Origin of the sequence: Haematomicrobium sanguinis DSM 21259 (assembly GCF_000688395.1) — a bacterium.
Lineage (GTDB): Bacteria > Actinomycetota > Actinomycetes > Actinomycetales > Micrococcaceae > Haematomicrobium > Haematomicrobium sanguinis.
On record NZ_JIAG01000006.1, the window covers coordinates 68,456 to 85,589 of the forward strand.

A 17,134-nucleotide genomic window follows, 5' to 3' on the forward strand; every position below is an offset into this window, starting at 1 on the left:
GGTGAGTCGCCAATAGCCGCGCCGAGCAAAGCGAGCTGTAGTAGAGCACAATGTCACTGTCGGTGAAGAGCAGTACGGTAGGAGTTATGGTTTTCACGCCTCACCCCCCACACCCACAACGCATCGCCAGCAAAGACCTGCCCTTGGCCAGGAATCCGCTCAACCGCAACTCTGAAGCGCGCAATGAAGACGGCTTCTATGAGTCCGTCCTAGCTGACCGGAGCGCTCGCGTACTCGTGCTTGATCGCAATCTCGCCCCGCTTCGCGAGGATCGCCTGGTCACAGTCCCCATAGCGGCCCTCGAACTCCAGGCCGATGCCCGCACCCTCTACTTGGCTAAAGCCGAGGATGCCGCCGCGCACTACGTCCTTGCACTGCGGGAGGACCTAGAAAACCTGCCCGCCGAATTGATGGCAGAAAACATTACCTGGCACACCTTGCGTGAGGCGGCCCGCACGCTGCCCGAGACCGACGCCGCGCTCCTCGTGGAGTCGACGGCGGCACTCCATTGGTTGACGAACCATGGTTTCTGCCCCGTGTGCGGTGCGCCTGCCGATCTGACGCATTCTGGGTGGGTCAGAGTGTGCCGGGCCGAGGGCAGGGAACTCTACCCGCGCACCGATCCCGCCATCATCGTCAGTGTCATCGATCAAGACGATCGGATTCTGCTAGGCACATCGGCCACCTGGAAACGCCACCATTTCTCGGTCCTCGCCGGGTTTGTGGAGCCCGGAGAATCCTTAGAGTCTGCGGTCATCCGCGAGGTCGCCGAAGAGTCCGGGGTGACGGTCACCGATCCCGAATACTTGGCCTCGCAGCCCTGGCCGTTCCCGGCCTCGCTCATGCTGGGTTTCACGGCTCGCGCCGTGACGACAGAGCTTGTCCCAGACGGGCTGGAGATTAGCGCCCTCCGGTGGTTCAGCCGCGAGGAACTCGAGCGGGAGGTGCGTACGGGGTCAATTACCATCCCGGGTCCGGTTTCCATTTCACGGGCTATCATTGAGCACTGGTTTGGCTCCAGCCTCGAGGAGGCGAGCAAGCACGGTGCAAAATTACTTATCGAAAATGCTTCATGACTGAAATATCACCCGAACAACTCCTCGACGCCCTCGACCCGGAACAGCGTCAGGTCGCAGAAACACTCTCTGGCCCAATGAGCGTACTGGCGGGTGCAGGTACCGGGAAAACGCGAGCCATCACCCACCGAATTGCCTACGGTGTGGCCAGCGGCGCATACAACCCCAGCACGGTCCTGGCAGTGACGTTCACGGCCAGGGCGGCCGCGGAGATGCGTACCCGGTTGCGCGCACTCGGCGCCCCGAACGTTCAGGCTCGGACCTTCCACGCGGCGGCGCTGCGCCAGTTGCAATACTTTTGGGCCGATTCCATTGGGGGACAGGTGCCAGTGCTTCTTGATCACAAGGCTGGACTGATCACCGAGGCGGCCCGGAGACTTCGCTTTAGCGTTGACCGGGCAACCATTCGGGATATCGCCGCCGAAGTGGAGTGGGCAAAGGTGTCCATGCTGACCCCGGAGAGCTATGTGCGCGCGGCAACCGGACGGGCAATGCCTCCCGGCCTCGATCAACGATCCATCGGCCGGATCTTCCAGGGATACGAGGACCTCAAATCAGACCGTAACGCCATCGATTTCGAAGACGTCCTGCTCATCACGGTGGGATTGTTGGAAGAAGATGAACGCGTTGCGGCCGCCGTTCGCCAGCAGTATAAGCACTTTGTGGTTGACGAGTTTCAGGATGTCTCCCCGCTCCAGTACCGATTGCTCTCGCTATGGCTGGGCGGACGGCAGGAACTGTGCGTCGTGGGGGACGCGAGCCAAACCATTTACTCCTTTACCGGAGCTCGTTCCAGCTATTTGACCGGGTTTGCCGCGCAGTTTCCCGAGGCGACGCTGGTCAAACTGATTCGGGACTACCGTTCGACTCCGCAAGTGGTTGCGCTCGCGAACTCCCTCCTGGCCGGGCGTAAACCCGAACGACGGCTTGGCCCCGCCGCGCTCAAGACACAGTGGACACCGCCGCTCGAATTGGTGGCTCAACGTGAGGCCGGACCAGAACCCACGTTCTTTGAAGCCGCCGACGATGAAGACGAAGCGGCCAAAATCACCGCGGCAATCCGCACACTCCTGGATCAAGGGGTGCGCGCTCAAAATATTGCCATTCTCTACCGCACCAACGGTCAGTCCGAAGCCTACGAACAGGCATTGGCGGCCGCCAATATTTCCTATCAGCTTCGCGGTGCGGAACGGTTTTTCTCACGCCGAGAAATCCGCGAGGCCATTGCCGCACTGAAATCTGCGAGCCTGGCCCCCGACGGTGAACCGATTGTCGATCGGGTGAAAGACGTGCTGGCGCCGCTGGGGTACACCTCGGCGGCTCCGCAAGGTAGCGGCGCGGTTCGCGAACGCTGGGAGTCGCTCTCCGCGCTGATACTGCTTGCCGAGGAACTCGATGCCGCCCGTCGCCATAACGCCGCCGAACCGCTGACCATGCGTGAATTTGTCACAGAATTGCTCGAGCGCGCGACCACGCAACACGCGCCGCAATCCGACGGCGTGACTCTCGCCTCGTTGCACTCAGCCAAAGGGTTGGAATGGGAAGCGGTCTTTCTCGCCGGTCTCTCCGAGGGACTGATGCCGATCAGTTTCGCGAGCACTCAAGCCGACCTGGATGAGGAACGGCGTCTGCTGTACGTCGGAATCACACGAGCCAAACGCTTCCTCAGCCTGTCATGGTCCCGCTCCAGGACTGCTGGAGGTCGCGGCAACCGTCAGCCCTCGCGGTTCCTGGACGGCCTGCGCCCCGCCAGCGCCACCCAAACCCCGCGCGAGAGCGCCCCGCCACGAACCCGCAAATCCAACACTCGCACCTTTAGCCACTGCCGGGTGTGCGGAAACTCCCTGGCGACCGGCCGGGAACGCAAGATTGGCCGCTGCGGTGACTGCCCGCCGTCGTACTCGGAAAAAACATTCGAGGCACTCCGGCAATGGCGCCTGGACACTGCCCGCGAAGCCGACGTGCCGGCGTTTGTGGTCTTCACGGATGCGACGCTGACCGCGATCGCAGAACTGACCCCCGGCTCGCTGTCCGAATTGGGAACTATCTCCGGGGTCGGCTCGCGAAAACTAGAGCTCTACGGCGATGCAGTGCTCACCGTTCTTGGACGCATTGCAGATGACACCCGCAATCCAGGCTCGGACGTATCAGCGTTCGCTCCACGCTCATAAGACCGGCGTCGCATACCCAGCCAGTTGCGGCCGGTGCAGCCTCAGCCGACCCCTCGTCGAGCCAGCGCAATGCGCTTTCTGCCGCAATACTTGCCACCACGTTTTCGGCGGCAAAGGGGAGTTCCCGGCCAGGAGCCGCTTCCGTCCCTTCCTCAAAGGCGAGGCAAACGCACTCGACGCACGGTTGCGTCAAGGCGGAGGCCACGGGGCCGATGAGTGTCAGCGATCCAGAACGGATGACGGGCAAAACCATGGCGGGCTCCGGCGCAAGCATACGCATGCGCGCGAGAAAGTCGGGTCGGTCGGCATAGACGATGGTCAGTGAATTCTGGGCGGACAAGGGGGCGGGGGACGAGGCATCGCAAAAGTACACCGTCACATTGGGATCTATCGCGCGGGCGTGACTTAGCGCCACCACTCGGAGAGGCAAACCGACGTCCGCTCGAGTGAGGACGTAGCCGCCAAGGTCCTCAGCAGCAACCATTTCGGCAGCGCTCAACTGGATCTGCGGAACGCCGCCGGCCACCAGCTGGGTAGCCACAGCGACGGTAAAGCGGGATGGCGCGTGAATCATGACGCTTGCCGAAAGCCGCCTGTTCAACCGCTCGCTGAGCGCGCGGTCCACTGCCGAAGAAAACTCAATGTCAGAGCCGGCATTTACGCTCAATTCGTCACGGTCGCTGATTTCCATTCCTCGACTCAGCTCCGCGCTCAATCGCTGCCAATCGAATCGAGACAAGGTGTCTAAAGAATCCACGGTCATCACCTCACCTACCCCCATATGTTTGCGATGTGTGCCCAGCATGCCACAGTGTGATTCGCGTCGCAGAAGTTATCCACAGGCACCCTTGTCGCATAGGATTTTTCTGTCAGTCAATGAAGACTCCCGTAGAAAGTGAATGTGATCGCCGTGCCGACTCCTGTCAAGGAATTGCGACAAGAATGGACCGCCCGTGAAGCGCAAGCCGAGGCGCTTATCCCGCTGATCGGGAGCCTGTACCGGGACAACAATGTGGTGACCTCCATTCACGGTCGGAGCCTGATCAACAAATCGGCCATTGACATTCTGAAACTGCACCGTTTTGCCCGTCAGATTGATGAAATTGAGCTGCCGATCGCGGACACGCTCACCTTTGTTAAGGCGTTGGACGCGCTGGACTTGGGCGCTGCGTCGCTGGATATTGCCCAACTGATTTACAAGTTCAAGGAATCCGACTTTGCCAGCCCCGAAGACTTTCTGCGGGCCGAACTTGCCGAGATTGTCGGAAAGAAGGGTGCCGATGAGCGCACCGCAACCGACGTGGTGCTTTACGGGTTTGGGCGCATCGGCAGGCTTGTCGCTCGGATCTTGATTGAAAAGGCCGGGGGAGGGTCCGGCGCTAACCTGCGTGCCGTGGTGGTGCGCAAGGGCGGCGAGGATGACCTGGTCAAGCGCGCCAGCCTGCTTCGCCGCGACTCCGTGCACGGAGCATTCAACGGCACGATCGTGGTGGATAAAGACAACAACACCATTCAAGCCAATGGCACTCTCATCCAGTTCATTTATGCCAATGACCCTGCCGCAATTGACTACACCCAGTACGGCATCAAGGATGCTGTGGTCGTGGACAACACCGGACGGTGGCGTGACGAGGCCGGCCTCAGCCAGCATCTTTCCTCCAAGGGCGTCTCACGCGTGCTGTTGACCGCGCCGGGCAAGGGCAACCTCAAAAACGTGGTGTACGGCATCAACAATGACATGATCACCGATGAAGACAGCATCATCACGGCAGCGTCCTGCACCACGAACGCCATCACCCCCGTTCTCAAGGCCATCAATGATGAATACGGTGTGGAGCATGGACACGTGGAAACCGTGCACTCCTACACCAATGACCAAAACCTGATTGACAACTTCCATAAGGGCGACCGGCGCGGCCGTTCGGCGGCCCTGAACATGGTGCTCACCGAGACCGGAGCGGCGCAAGCCGTCGCGAAAGCGCTACCTGAGATGGCCGGAAAACTCACCGGCAACTCCATCCGGGTACCCACCCCAGACGTCTCTATGGCGATCCTGAACCTCACTCTCGCGAAGGAGACCACCAAGGAGGAGCTCAACAAGTACCTGCGCAAAATGTCGTTGAACTCTCCGCTGCGCAAGCAGATTGACTTCATCTCTTCCCCGGAAGTGGTGTCCACCGATTTCGTGGGGTCCCGTCGCGCCGGAATTGTGGATGGACTTGCCACCATTGTGAATGGCAACCACGCGGTGCTGTACGTCTGGTATGACAACGAATTCGGCTATTCCTGCCAAGTGGTGCGCATTCTTGAGGACATGGCCAAGGTGCACGCCCCGGCTTTCCCGGAGAAGGTGTAACCCATCGCAGGACGCCAGACCCGAGTCACCTACGAGCGTGTGGTCGATGGGACCGCCGTCACCGTGGTGCGCTCGGCGCGGCGTCGCCGCTCGGTCGAAGCCCGCATGGACGGGGACAGATTGGTCGTGCTGCTTCCCACCAGCATCGAGGTGAGCGAAGAAGAACAGTGGATTCGGCGCATGATGGGTCGGATTGCGCCGAAGGTCGCGGCGGCACAGGCGCTACGTGAACAGCATGCCACCCAACTCGAGGTCTTTGGCGACTCGCCGGGCACGCCGGGTAACCACAGTTCCACCGCCAACCTCAAAGAGTGGCTTGCCGCACCGGCGAGTAAGCGCGCGGCGAACGCGCGTTTACTCGCCCGTGCGCAGTGGATCGCAAACCACTATCTTGAAGGCAAACCGCAACCGACTCAGGTCAGATGGGCCACCAATCAGCGAACACGCTGGGGCTCGGCAACCTACTCCACGAAAGTCATTCGTATCTCGTCCCACCTCGGCGGCATGCCGGACTGGGTTGTCGACTACGTTCTGGTGCATGAGCTCGCACACTTGATTGAGCCGAACCACTCGCCCCGATTTTGGGCGTGGGTCAACCGTTACCCGCACACCGAACCCGCGAAACGCTACCTCAAAGTGGCGGCGCTCGCCGGCGTCAACAGCCGCTAAGCTTGGTCCTTCGGAGCATCGCCATCCGGATCGGCCTCATCCGCGCCGCCGCCATCCGCGCCATTGCCGTCGGAACCAGCTGAACCGTCGGACCCGTCGGAATCGGCTGAACCAGCGGAGCCGCCCATGTCGCCATCGAGCAAGGCCTGGAGCGCCTCATCCATTTCACTGGAGGACGCCTCCAGCAGCGACCGCCTGCTCGTAAAGCCTTGCGGATCGTCGAGGTCCTCGTCGCTGGGCATAATGTCCGGGTGCTCCCAAATGGCATCGCGCCCGTCGATTCCGCGCTCGTCCTTCAAATGCGCCCACAAAGCGGCAGCCTCGCGCAGCCGGCGCGGCCGCAACTCCAACCCCACCAACTGCCCAAATGCCTTTTCGCCCGGACCACCGGTTGCCCGGCGCCGCCGCACGGTCTCGCGAAGAGCCGCGGCATTGGGCAAATTCGTGGTGGCCGCCGCGGTGATTTCATCCACCCACCCTTCAATGAGCGCAAGGGTGGTCTCTAGCCGGGTGAGCGCCTGCTTTTGCGGCGGCGTGAGTTCCGGCGTCAACACGCCCCCGGAGAGCGCCTCTTGCACCGATTCGGGGTTGGACGGGTCGATCCCGCGAGCAACGTCCTCGATACGCGACATATCAATGTGCACACCGCTCGCGAACTTCTCAATCGAGCTGATCAGGTGCGGGCCCAGCCACGGCACGCGGGTGAACAAGCGTACGTGTGCGGCCTCGCGGACGGCCAGGAACAAACGTACTTCCTCCGCCTCGATGTCCAGCCCGTCGCCGAAGGCTGCGATATTGGTGGGCAGAAGCGCCATCGTGCCGGGGACCAGGGGTACCCCGATATCGGTGGATGAGACCACATCTTGGGACAGCGTGCCAATGGCCTGCCCAAGTTGCATGCCGAACATCGCGCCGCCCATGTTCTGCAACATCGGCGCCGCCTGGCCCAACATGGAGCGCATCTCTTCGGGCATTTGCTGGGTCAACGCCTCGCTCATGGCGGCTGCCATGGAGTTCGCCACCGGTGTGGTCATCTTCTGCCACACCTCCATGGTCTTTTCCACCCATTCGGCGCGAGACCACGCCTGACCCACCAGACCGGTCTCCGAAAAAGCGGTCACCGGGTCGATCCACAGTTCGGCAACGCGCAGAGCCTGAGCGGCATCATTTTTCTGCTTCTCACTCAGCGAGGGGTCTTGAGTCGAGGCGGCGATCTTGCGGGCCTGCTCCTTAGCCATGGACCAATTCACCGGCGAGTCGCCAGCGGCCGATGGCGTGGTCATCGCCTGGAACATGGCCTGCACCTGGCCCATCATGGCCTGCAACGCGTTCGGGTCCGAGGGCAAACCGGCGGCCTTTGCCAACTCCTCCGGATTGACCGCACCGGATGTGCCAAACATTCGCGCCAGCATTTCCTGGAACGGATCTTTATCGCGATCGTCATTGGGTTCAAGAGGATTGGACGACATTGTGGGGAACCACCCATCTGCTCGTATGTGACTTCCAACTTTACTCTTCCCCAACGAGGCGCACCCCGACCCCGTTCCGCCGTTCGCTACCGGCAAAGTTGAAGCCGTCCAAGCCAAAGCGCGTAGGCTTAGGCAGGTGAGTCAGCGCAATAATCCGCAACCAGCGCCGAACGGCAACCAGGCACCCACCCCGCTCGGGTTACCCGCGCCCAGCGCGCCGACGCGCTCAAGGCGGCAGAACGCCGTCGTACTTTCTGCCACCGGAACCCTGCTGGTTGGTGCCATTGCCCTCTTTTCCCCGACCCCCTATGTGGTGGAATCGCCGGGGCCCACCTATGATACGCTGAGCGAGATCGACGGGCAAAGCCTCATTCAGATCAACGGCACTCAGACCTACCCCACCGATGGCACGCTCAATCTCACCACCGTCTATGTTGCCGGCGGCCCGAGCGGAAGCGTCACCGCATTTGACGCGATCGGCGCTTGGCTGAATCCCACCCAGGCGATCACCCCCGAAGATTTTGTGTACGCGCCGCAGACCACCGCGGATCAGATCAGCCGCCAAAACCAGGCGGATATGACCAGTTCGCAAGAGCTCGCTATCGCGGCGGCGCTCAGGGAGCAGAACATCCCGGTCACCGAGACGCTCACCGTGGCCGGCGTTGTGCCCGGCCTCGCATCCGATGGCATTATCCAGACCAATGACACGCTGCGCACCATCGATGGCACTCCGATTGAGTCGCTTACGCAGCTGCGTGAAGCGCTCAACAGGGCCGCCGGCGCCCCGGTCACCCTGGGCATCACGCGCGATGGCAAGGACGTCGAAGCCCAGGTCACGCCGCGCCAAAATGAGCAGGGCGACTACCAGCTCGGCGTGCAACTCAAGCAAAATTTCACCTTCCCGTTCGAGGTCAAAATCGGGCTGGAGAATGTGGGCGGCCCTTCCGCGGGCATGATGTTCGCGCTCGGGATCATCGACAAACTCACCCCCGGACAGATGACCGGAGGCAAGAACTTTGCCGGCACCGGCACCATCGCCGCGGATGGCTCGGTGGGGCCGATCGGCGGCATCCAGCAAAAAATGGTGGGGGCAAAGAACGACGGCGCGAGCTACTTTATTGCCCCATCCGCCAATTGCAATGAGGTAGTTGGGCATATTCCCGAAGGGCTCAGCGTAGTCAAGGTCTCGAACCTGGGGGAGGCAGTTGATGCGGCCACTCGAATCGGACAGGGCGAGGACCCCGCGAACTTGCCGCAGTGCGGCTAAGGCTCCGCTCTGGGCATGATCGCGCACGCGGGTTAGGCGTGCGGGCTGGAGGCAAGGCAGAATGGAAAATGCTGTAGCCCACCACAAACTATGAGGTAAAACTTGAGCTCCGGTCCCAATTTCCCATTCGGCACCTCAGGCTCCTCCGGGTCTGATTCCACACGAGGCCCGTCGGTTTCCGACACCTTGCGCAAACGCGGGCCGCTCATTGGCACCGTCATTGTGGTGGCGGCGCTCGTCATCGGTTTTGTGTTTTTCACCCAGATTTATGCCGACGTGCTGTGGTTCGAACAACTGGGCTACGTCGACGTGTTCTTCAAGCAGTACGGAACCCGGATCGCGCTGTTCGCCGTGGGGTTCCTGATTACCGCGATTGTCACATTCTTGAGCCTGAACATGGCGTTTCGAAGCCGTCCCACCTACGCCGCGAATTCTGCCCAGGCGGACACCTTGGCGCGCTACCAGGCGCAGTTGGAACCGATTCGGCGCCTCTTGATGTACGGCATCCCGGTTCTGCTCGGTGTCTTTGCCGGTGCCGCGCTGTTCAGCCAGTGGCAGACCGTGTTGTTGTTCTTCTTCCAGGAGCCGTTTGGGCAAACCGACCCCGAATTCGGCATGGACGTCAGTTTCTATGTCAACACGCTGCCGTTCTTGACCATGGTGGTCGGTTTCTTGATGACCGTTGTGGTCATAGCCGGTATCGCAGGGATCTTGACCCAGTACATTTATGGGGGCATTCGCTTCGATGAGCGCAGCGTGGTGCTCACCACCGCCGCGCGCATCCAAGTGATCGTGTTTGCCGGCCTGTTCTTGCTGCTGCAGGCGGTCAATTTCTGGTTGGACCGCTACCTGACATTGGAAACGGTGCGGAGCAACTGGACCGGCGCGATGTACACCGACATCAACGCGGTGATACCCACCAAGACGATCCTGGCGATTGCCTCGGTCTTGGTGGTCATTCTGCTGGTCATTACCGCCGTCTCCGGACGGTGGCGCTTCTCCGTTATTGGGACCGCAATGCTCGTGGTCACGATGATTCTGGCCGGCGGCATTTACCCGGCAGTGGTCCAGCAGTTCCAGGTGCGTCCCACCGAAGAGGGTTTGGAAAGCCCGTACATTCAACGCAATATCGACATGACCCGCCTTGCCTACGGTTTGGATAAGATCGAGTCCACCGAATACTCGGCAACAACCGATGCGGAAGCGGGCGCGCTGCGCCAGGACGCGGCTACGACCGCAAACATCCGCTTGATGGATCCCAATATCATTGGTGCGGCGTTCTCCCAACTGCAGCAGTTCCGCCAGTTCTACGGGTTCCCCAAGAACCTGAGTGTGGACCGGTACAACATTGACGGCAAGATCACCGATACGGTAATTGCGGTTCGCGAGTTGCGCACCCAGGGTGTGCCAAATGACTGGGTGAACCAGGTCATTAACTACACCCACGGTTACGGTGTGGTGGCAGCCGCCGGTTCGCGCGCAGCCGCGGACGGTAAGCCTGATTTCCTCCAGTCAGGAATGCCGAGCAACGGCTTCCTCGGCAATGACAGCGATTACGAGCCGCGCGTCTACTTTGGTGAAAACTCGCCAACCTATTCCATTGTGGGTGCCCCCGAGGGCAGCGCGCCGCAGGAAATTGACCGTCCGCAGGATGCTGAAACCACCGCCGAGGGCCAGGATGCGGCTGAAGCGAGCGATTCAACCGCGGCCCGCTACACGTTCCAGGGCGACGGCGGACCCAATGTCGGCAATATCTTCAACCGCTTGGTGTATTCGATCAAGTTCCAGTCCACCGACCTGCTGCTCTCCAACAACGTGAACTCCGAGTCGCAGATTCTCTACGATCGCAATCCGCGCGAGCGGGTGCAGAAGGTGGCGCCGTACCTGACGGTGGATTCGAATACCTATCCCGCTGTGGTGGATGGGCGGATCAAGTGGATTGTGGACGCCTACACGACGTCCTCGGATTACCCGTACTCGACGCCCACCCAGTTGGCCGCCGCAACCCGGGACGCGCTCAATCGCGATCCGCGCAGCCCCCAGCTGAACCAGGACGTGAACTATGTGCGGAACGCGGTCAAGGCGACCGTGGACGCCTATGACGGCTCGGTGACACTCTACGCTTGGGATGACCAAGATCCGATCCTGAAGGCCTGGCAAAAGGTGTTCCCGACCTCGCTCAAGCCGTATTCGGAAATGTCCGGCCAACTGATGAGCCACGTGCGCTACCCGGAGGATCAGTTCAAGGTCCAGCGCGAGTTGCTCGGCCGTTACCACGTCACCGACCCCGGCACCTTCTACCGCAATGACGACGCCTGGATGGTGCCCGATGATCCGACCAACGCGTCGACGAGCAATGACGGAAACAGCACCGCAAACCCGGCGAACAGCAACACCGGAATCAAGCAACCGCCGTATTACCTGTCCTTGCAAATGCCCGGCCAGGAATCTACGGCGTTCTCGCTGACGTCCACCTTCATTCCGTTTAGCCCGCAAGGGGAGACCCCCCGCAACGTGCTCTATGGATTCCTTGCCGCAAGCGGCGATGCGGGCAATAAGCCCGGCGTGAAGAGTGAAGAGTACGGCAAGCTGCGGCTATTGGAATTGCCGCGTCGCGTCACGGTGCCAGGTCCGGGCCAAGCTCAAAACCGCTTCAACTCGGACCCCGAAGTCTCTCGCGAACTCAACCTGCTCCGTCAGGGCGCCTCGACCGTGGAGAACGGCAACTTGCTTTCGCTCCCGGTGGGCGGCGGCATGCTCTATGTGCAGCCCGTCTTTGTCCGCTCCTCTGGCGATTCCTCCTACCCGACGTTGCAGCGCGTGCTGGTCAACTTCGGCGAGAAGGTCGGATTCGCGCCGACCTTGGACGAGGCGCTGGACCAAGTGTTTGGAGGCGACTCCGGTGTGACCGCGGAGGACGCTGGGAACAACAAGGGCGGCTCCGGTGGTTCCGGTGGTGGTTCCGGTGACACTGGCGGAACCCCGACCACGCCGAGCGATGATCTCAAGAGCGCCCTGGATCGAGCCAACAAGGCCATCCAGGACGGTGAGAAGGCCCTGGCCGACGGTGACTTCGCTGCCTACGGCGAGGCGCAGAAGCAACTGCAGCAGGCCATTGCCGACGCGCTCGAGGCGGAACAGAAGTCCGGTAGCGGGTCCGGGTCGCCGTCGCCGAGCCCGAGCCCCTCGCCGAGCCCGTCGCCCTCCAGCTAGGGGCGCCACACGGCTTCACCCCGCTCGATTTGTGAAACGGCAGGTTAACGCGTAAAGTTAAATGCTGTGCCGCGGGGTGGAGCAGTTCGGTAGCTCGCCGGGCTCATAACCCGGAGGTCGCAAGTTCAAATCTTGCCCCCGCAACCACGAAGGTCCCGGAATCCACGGATTCCGGGACCTTTTTTATGTGCCCGGCGTCCCCTCCGCAAGATTATGTGACGGCTATTCGAAGCGCGCCGTCACACAATCAGCCACCCAATCTGCACCAGCCGGGCACCTAGAGGTGCGGGAACACCGTCGTGTCCGGTTTCTCGCGCGGCATCGGCCCATCCAGGGAGCGTAAGAACTCGACTTCATCCCGGAGCGCGCCGAGGAACGCCGTTGCCAGGTCCTTGGATAGCCCGTTCCGCACCACAATCCGCTGCACCACGATGTCCTCCAGGTCCTGGGGCATCGGGTACGTCGGCACAAGCCATCCGCGCATCCGCAAGCGGTCCGAGAGGTCATACAGCGTCCAGTTTTTATCGGCGGGATTGGTCCCATCCCGCCGAAAACACACCACGGGCAATTCGCTTCCGTCGCCCAGCAGCGAGAAGCCGCCGAGCGCGGACACCCCGGAGGCAATAAATTGTGCGACCTCGCGGCTCGTGCGCTGTACCGAGGTGTATCCCTTCATCCCCAGGCGCAAGAACATGTAGTACTGCAACACCACTTGCGCGCCGGGCCGAGAAAAATTCAGTGCAAAAGTCGGCATATCGCCGCCAAGGTAACTCACCTTGAAGATCAAGTCGGAGGGCAGCAGCGACGCGTCGCACCACACCACCCAGCCAATGCCCGGGTAGACCAGCCCGTACTTGTGCCCGGACGTGTTGATCGACGCCACCCGCGAGCACCGGAAGTCCCAGCCGAGCTCGGGGTCTAGAAAGGGTGCCACCATCCCGCCGGATGCCGCATCCACATGCAACGGCACCGATATCCCACGAGACTCCTCAATCTCATCGAGAGCCGCCGCGATCGCCTCCACCGGTTCAAACCGGCCTGTGTAGGTCACGCCAAGGATCGCCACCACGCCGATCGTGTTCTCGTCCACGTAGTCGGAGAGACCCGCACCGTCCAGCACCGGATGCTCTTCGCTCACCGGCACGAACCGCGGCTCAACATCCCAGTAATTGCAAAACTTTTCCCAACACACCTGCACGGCCGAACTCATGACGAGGTTGGGCCGGGACGCGTCGAGCCCGGCGGCCTTGCGTGCATTTTGCCAGCGCCGCTTGAACGCCAATCCCGCCAGCATGCATGCCTCGGATGAGCCGATGGTGGACGTCCCAATCGAGGACTGGGCATCGGGAGCATGCCACAGTTTCGCGAGCATCCGCCAACACCGCTTCTCGATTTCAGCGGTGGAGGGGTACTCATCCTTGTCGATCATGTTCTTGTCCGCGGTCTGCACGTAGAGGTGCCGCGCCTCGTCATCCATCCAGGTGGTGACGAACGTTGCCAAATTGCGCCGCGCATCCCCGTCCAGCGCCGCTGCGTCATGCACGATTTGATAGGCGGTCTCCGGTAGCGCGGATTCTTGCGGAATCTCATAGCGCGGATACACGCTCGCCTCACCGGGGCGTGAGAACAGGGGGTTGATTTGTGCGTAGGGTTCTGGTGTGTCGTTGTGGCTCACCGAAGTTCCTCCCGAGAGGTGATTAAAAGAACGACGGCGCGTGCCCACCAAAGGTGGGAACGCGCCGTCGTGCTTGGCAAAAGTTGGGCAACGGCTACTGGGCGCTGCCGGTTGGCGAATCCGAGTTCTCCAGGGCGGGGGAGGGCTTGGAGCCGCCGGTCTTTAGCGCGGCCAAGCGCGCCTCGATCTCGGTTTGCTCGCCGAGGTCTTCCAGGCTCTCAAACTGGGCGTCCAGGCTGGAGGACTGGATTTCCGCGGCGCCGCGCACGCGAGCTTCCTCGCGGCGGATCTTCTCTTCGAAACGGCTGACCTCGCTGGTCGGGTCCAGAATGTCGATGCTCTTCACGGCGTCCTGCACCTGCGACTGCGCCTTGGCGGTCTTGGAGCGGGCGTTGAGCTCGTCGCGCTTGGCGGAAAGCTCGGTCAGTTTCTGACGCATGGTGTTCAGGCCGGTCTTGAGCTTCTCGACGACCTCGGACTGCGAGGCAATGGTCGGCTCGGCGCTCTTAGCCTGGTTCTCGGAGGCGATCTGGCGCTGCAGCGCAACCTTGGCGAGGTTATCGAACTTGTCGGCGTTCGCGGTGTCCCCGGAAGTGCGGTACTGGTCCGCCTTCTGGCTTGCCGCGGCGGCCTTGTCACCCCAGGACTTGGCGTTGGCGATGTCCTCGTTGTAGTCGTCCTGCATCATGCGCAAGTTGCCGATGGTTTGGGCGACGGCGCCCTCAGCCTCGGCAATGTTGTTGGTGTAGTCACGAACCATCTGATCCAGCATCTTCTGCGGATCCTCGGCCGAATCGAGAAGCGCGTTAATATTCGCCTTGGCCAATTGTGCAACTCGGCCGAAAATAGACTGCTTTGCCACGTGAGTAACCTTTCGTTGTGGTTGGTGATCCTCTATGCAACCAGCCGGCTGCCTAGTTTTGATACTACTGACATCGTTGGGGGATAAAAACCGTTTTTCGCGAAATTCTGGGCGTCCCCTCGGCGGGGATGCGGGACGCTAAAAGCTGCCGCCGTCTCCGCCGCCAAAACCCCCGCCGAAGCCGCCCCCGCCGTCTCCGCCAAAGCCGCCGAAACCGCCTCCGCCAAAGACGTTGCCGTCGTTTCCGCCGCCAGAACCATGCGAGCCTCCGCCTAAGATCTGGCCGAGGAGGATGCCGCCCAAGAGCGCGCCGCCCATGCCGCTTCCGCCACGGTTGCCGCCGCCCCCGAACATGCCCCCGCCGCCGAAGCCGCCCATATCGAATCCGTCGACGTCTTGCTGCGCTTGTTGCGCCGCTTGCTGGGCCAGCGCGTTGGCTTGTTGAGCGTAGGCGAGCGCGGAGACCGGGTCCGAACTTTGCAGCGCGATGGCTTCCTGGAGATTGCGCTCGGCCTCGGCCAAACGCGTCCGTGCTTCCGCTCCGACGCCGCCGCGACGCGCCCGGATGAAGTCCTGGGTTCCGGAGATTTGCGCCTGCGCAGTTCCGATCCACTGTTGCAGCGACTCTGCGGCGCGGCGAGCTTGCTCCTGCTGATCCCGAATCGCGCCGAGCGGTCCGTCCAAGGTGGATTGTGCCGCCTGCACCTGCTGAAGCAACGCAATGGGGTCGATCCGCCCCGAGGAGAACGCCGTCTTCACGTTTGCCAGGGTGGACTCCATCGAGGCAACCGGTCCGGCGAGTTCTGGGTTGGATCCGCTGGCCACGAGCGCTCTCGCCTGGGCGAGGTCTTGCGCTGCGGTGCCCACCGCGGACTCGAGGGTCTTCCGTTCTTCGGCGAGGTCGCTTCCGGCCTTCTTGATCGCGTCCACCAGGACGTTCGCCTGGTAGACGCTTTCTTCGGCGGCCCGTACCGCGACGGCGGCCGCGGAGGTGTCCCCGGCATCCAGTTTTTGTTGGGCTGTAGTTGCGGCGTTCTTGACAAAATCCAAACGCTCACGGGCCTGATTGACGTTGTCCTTGACTTGAGTCAGTGCCGAATCGGCATAGGTCGCGGCCAGTGAGGCAATGTCTTGATCCGCGGTGGCCAAGCTTGCCTCGACCTTCGCGGCCTCGGCTTGAGCGGAGGCTAAGGCTTCGGGTGCGCGGGATTCCAGCTCGCGCAACTTATCGAAGTCCGCCTTGTGTTCTTGCAACGACTGGTTGACGGCCTCGCAACGTCGGATGATGTCCTTGAGCCAGGTGCGCTGCTGCTCCTCGGTATCCGGGATCGAGTCATCGAGCTGCTGCTGCAGTTTGAAGGATTCGGAGAGATGCCCCTTGGCCTTTTCAATGTCCTCGGCGAAGGTCGTGATGGATTCTTTGCCGTATTGGGCTTCCGCGAAACCGAGCTCCTGCTCACTGGACTTTATGGCGTCGTCGGCAGCAATAAGAAGGCTCCCGGCGCGCTTGCGCAACTCTTCCACGCTCATCGCGTCCAGCGGATCAAGCGGCTTTCCGTCCGGACCCACCTGCGTCTGGAACTGACCCTGCTTGTCGCCGCCCTGCTTCTTCTTCCGGTTGCGCAACACAAAGTAGGTCGCAACGCCGCCCGCTCCCAGGAGTAACACGCCGCCCACCGCGGCGCCGCCAAATCCGCCACCGGACGAGTCAGAGTCGCCCGAACCCGAACCCGACCCGGCCCCCGAGCCTCCAGCCACGGCGTTTTGGAATGCGGCGTTAGTGTCGGCGATTGCCCGCTGGAGGCTTTCAGCCGAGACGTTGCCGCTAATCGAGTTTCGGAACGCTTGCTGGATAGCGTCGCGCTGGCTGGAGGTGAATTGGCTTTGATACTGGGGTGAATAGGCGAGCGCGAATTGCTTGGAACCGGTTGCGACCGCGAGAACCGCAGCATTGTTGGGTAGTTGGTTCTGGTTCCCAACCTGCGACACCCATTTCGTGCGATCCGACGGGTTAGAGAAGTTGTCAACGACCGCGACATAAAGTTGCCCGCGCCCGTTTGACAGCGTTTGATTGATTTCCTCTACCTTGCCATCGAGAATTCCAGTTGTGTCGACAACTTGGCTACCCGAAGGAAACGTCACCGGAGACTCGGCATGAGCAAGCGAGGCGGGAAGAACCAGAGTGAGCGCAAGTGCCAAGACAGCGCCCAACCGAGCGAACCACCGGGGCGAGACACCGGAGCGGTCCTGGGGGAGCTTGTCGTCTGCGTGCGCCATCACATCGGCCTGTCTACGTGCGTTCATCGCTACCCTTCGTGGCACACGAGCGGTGCCAGTACTTGAGGAGAAATCCCCAATGACCTAGTTATCTGTGAT

The 17,134-nt window shown here is 61.7% G+C and carries 11 protein-coding genes and 1 tRNA gene; 7 read left to right on the top strand and 5 right to left on the bottom strand.

Annotation, left to right across the window (positions count from 1 at the left end; genetic code table 11):
- Window positions 1-86: 86 nt before the first annotated feature.
- Window positions 87-1,076, top strand: a complete 990-nt coding sequence (nudC, locus tag O148_RS0106835) for an NAD(+) diphosphatase (protein WP_051619945.1) — start codon at window positions 87-89, stop codon at window positions 1,074-1,076.
- Window positions 1,073-3,247 carry an ATP-dependent DNA helicase UvrD2 gene (locus O148_RS15315; protein ID WP_051619946.1) on the top strand — a complete coding sequence of 725 codons (2,175 nt, stop codon included), beginning with the start codon at window positions 1,073-1,075 and terminating at the stop codon, window positions 3,245-3,247. Before nudC ends, O148_RS15315 begins: the two co-directional genes overlap by 4 nt.
- On the opposite strand, the gene O148_RS17755 is transcribed toward O148_RS15315, so the two are convergent.
- On the bottom strand, window positions 3,171-4,004 hold the full coding sequence (locus O148_RS17755) for a hypothetical protein (protein WP_157374548.1): 834 nt from the start codon (window positions 4,002-4,004) through the stop codon (window positions 3,171-3,173). The two genes, O148_RS15315 and O148_RS17755, sit on opposite strands and share 77 nt — an antisense overlap.
- Window positions 4,005-4,157: 153 nt before the next feature.
- Here O148_RS17755 and O148_RS0106845 point away from each other — a divergent pair, with 153 nt between their 5' ends.
- Together O148_RS0106845 and O148_RS0106850 are read left to right on the top strand one after the other, a co-directional pair.
- The gene (locus tag O148_RS0106845; protein ID WP_051619970.1) at window positions 4,158-5,603 is read left to right on the top strand and encodes a glyceraldehyde-3-phosphate dehydrogenase; all 1,446 of its coding nucleotides are present in this window, start codon (window positions 4,158-4,160) and stop codon (window positions 5,601-5,603) included.
- Between the two features lie 39 nt (window positions 5,604-5,642).
- Entirely contained in the window at window positions 5,643-6,272 is a 630-nt protein-coding gene (locus tag O148_RS0106850; protein WP_026530320.1) for a M48 metallopeptidase family protein, read from the top strand.
- Here O148_RS0106850 and O148_RS0106855 read toward each other — a convergent pair.
- Window positions 6,269-7,741 carry a zinc-dependent metalloprotease gene (locus O148_RS0106855; protein ID WP_026530321.1) on the bottom strand — a complete coding sequence of 491 codons (1,473 nt, stop codon included), beginning with the start codon at window positions 7,739-7,741 and terminating at the stop codon, window positions 6,269-6,271. The genes O148_RS0106850 and O148_RS0106855 overlap by 4 nt on opposite strands.
- Window positions 7,742-7,877: 136 nt before the next feature.
- Here O148_RS0106855 and O148_RS15320 point away from each other — a divergent pair, with 136 nt between their 5' ends.
- The 3 genes from O148_RS15320 (at window position 7,878) to O148_RS0106870 (ending at window position 12,368) form a co-directional block, all read left to right on the top strand.
- On the top strand, window positions 7,878-9,008 hold the full coding sequence (locus tag O148_RS15320) for a YlbL family protein (RefSeq protein WP_035745290.1): 1,131 nt from the start codon (window positions 7,878-7,880) through the stop codon (window positions 9,006-9,008).
- 186 nt (window positions 9,009-9,194) lie between these two features.
- Window positions 9,195-12,221, top strand: coding sequence for a UPF0182 family membrane protein (locus O148_RS15325; protein WP_051619971.1), 3,027 nt, complete (start codon window positions 9,195-9,197; stop codon window positions 12,219-12,221).
- Window positions 12,222-12,291: 70 nt separating this feature from the next.
- Window positions 12,292-12,368, top strand: a tRNA-Met gene (locus O148_RS0106870).
- Between the two features lie 130 nt (window positions 12,369-12,498).
- On the opposite strand, the gene gad is transcribed toward O148_RS0106870, so the two are convergent.
- From gad to O148_RS0106885, 3 genes are all read right to left on the bottom strand, one after another.
- Complete coding sequence (gene gad / locus O148_RS0106875) at window positions 12,499-13,896, bottom strand: glutamate decarboxylase (RefSeq protein WP_026530322.1); 1,398 nt, start codon at window positions 13,894-13,896, stop codon at window positions 12,499-12,501.
- 94 nt (window positions 13,897-13,990) lie between these two features.
- On the bottom strand, window positions 13,991-14,758 hold the full coding sequence (locus O148_RS0106880) for a PspA/IM30 family protein (RefSeq protein WP_026530323.1): 768 nt from the start codon (window positions 14,756-14,758) through the stop codon (window positions 13,991-13,993).
- Between the two features lie 138 nt (window positions 14,759-14,896).
- Complete coding sequence (locus O148_RS0106885) at window positions 14,897-17,062, bottom strand: TPM domain-containing protein (protein WP_240470817.1); 2,166 nt, start codon at window positions 17,060-17,062, stop codon at window positions 14,897-14,899.
- Window positions 17,063-17,134 lie beyond the last annotated feature (72 nt).

Excerpts from the sequence above, each read along its gene's own strand:
- nudC (WP_051619945.1), top strand. The coding sequence starts at position 87 with ATGGTTTTCACGCCTCACCCCCCACACCCACAACGCATCGCCAGCAAA.
- O148_RS15315 (WP_051619946.1), top strand. The coding sequence starts at position 1,073 with ATGACTGAAATATCACCCGAACAACTCCTCGACGCCCTCGACCCGGAA.
- O148_RS0106855 (WP_026530321.1), bottom strand. The coding sequence starts at position 7,741 with ATGTCGTCCAATCCTCTTGAACCCAATGACGATCGCGATAAAGATCCG.
- O148_RS0106885 (WP_240470817.1), bottom strand. The coding sequence starts at position 17,062 with ATGAACGCACGTAGACAGGCCGATGTGATGGCGCACGCAGACGACAAG.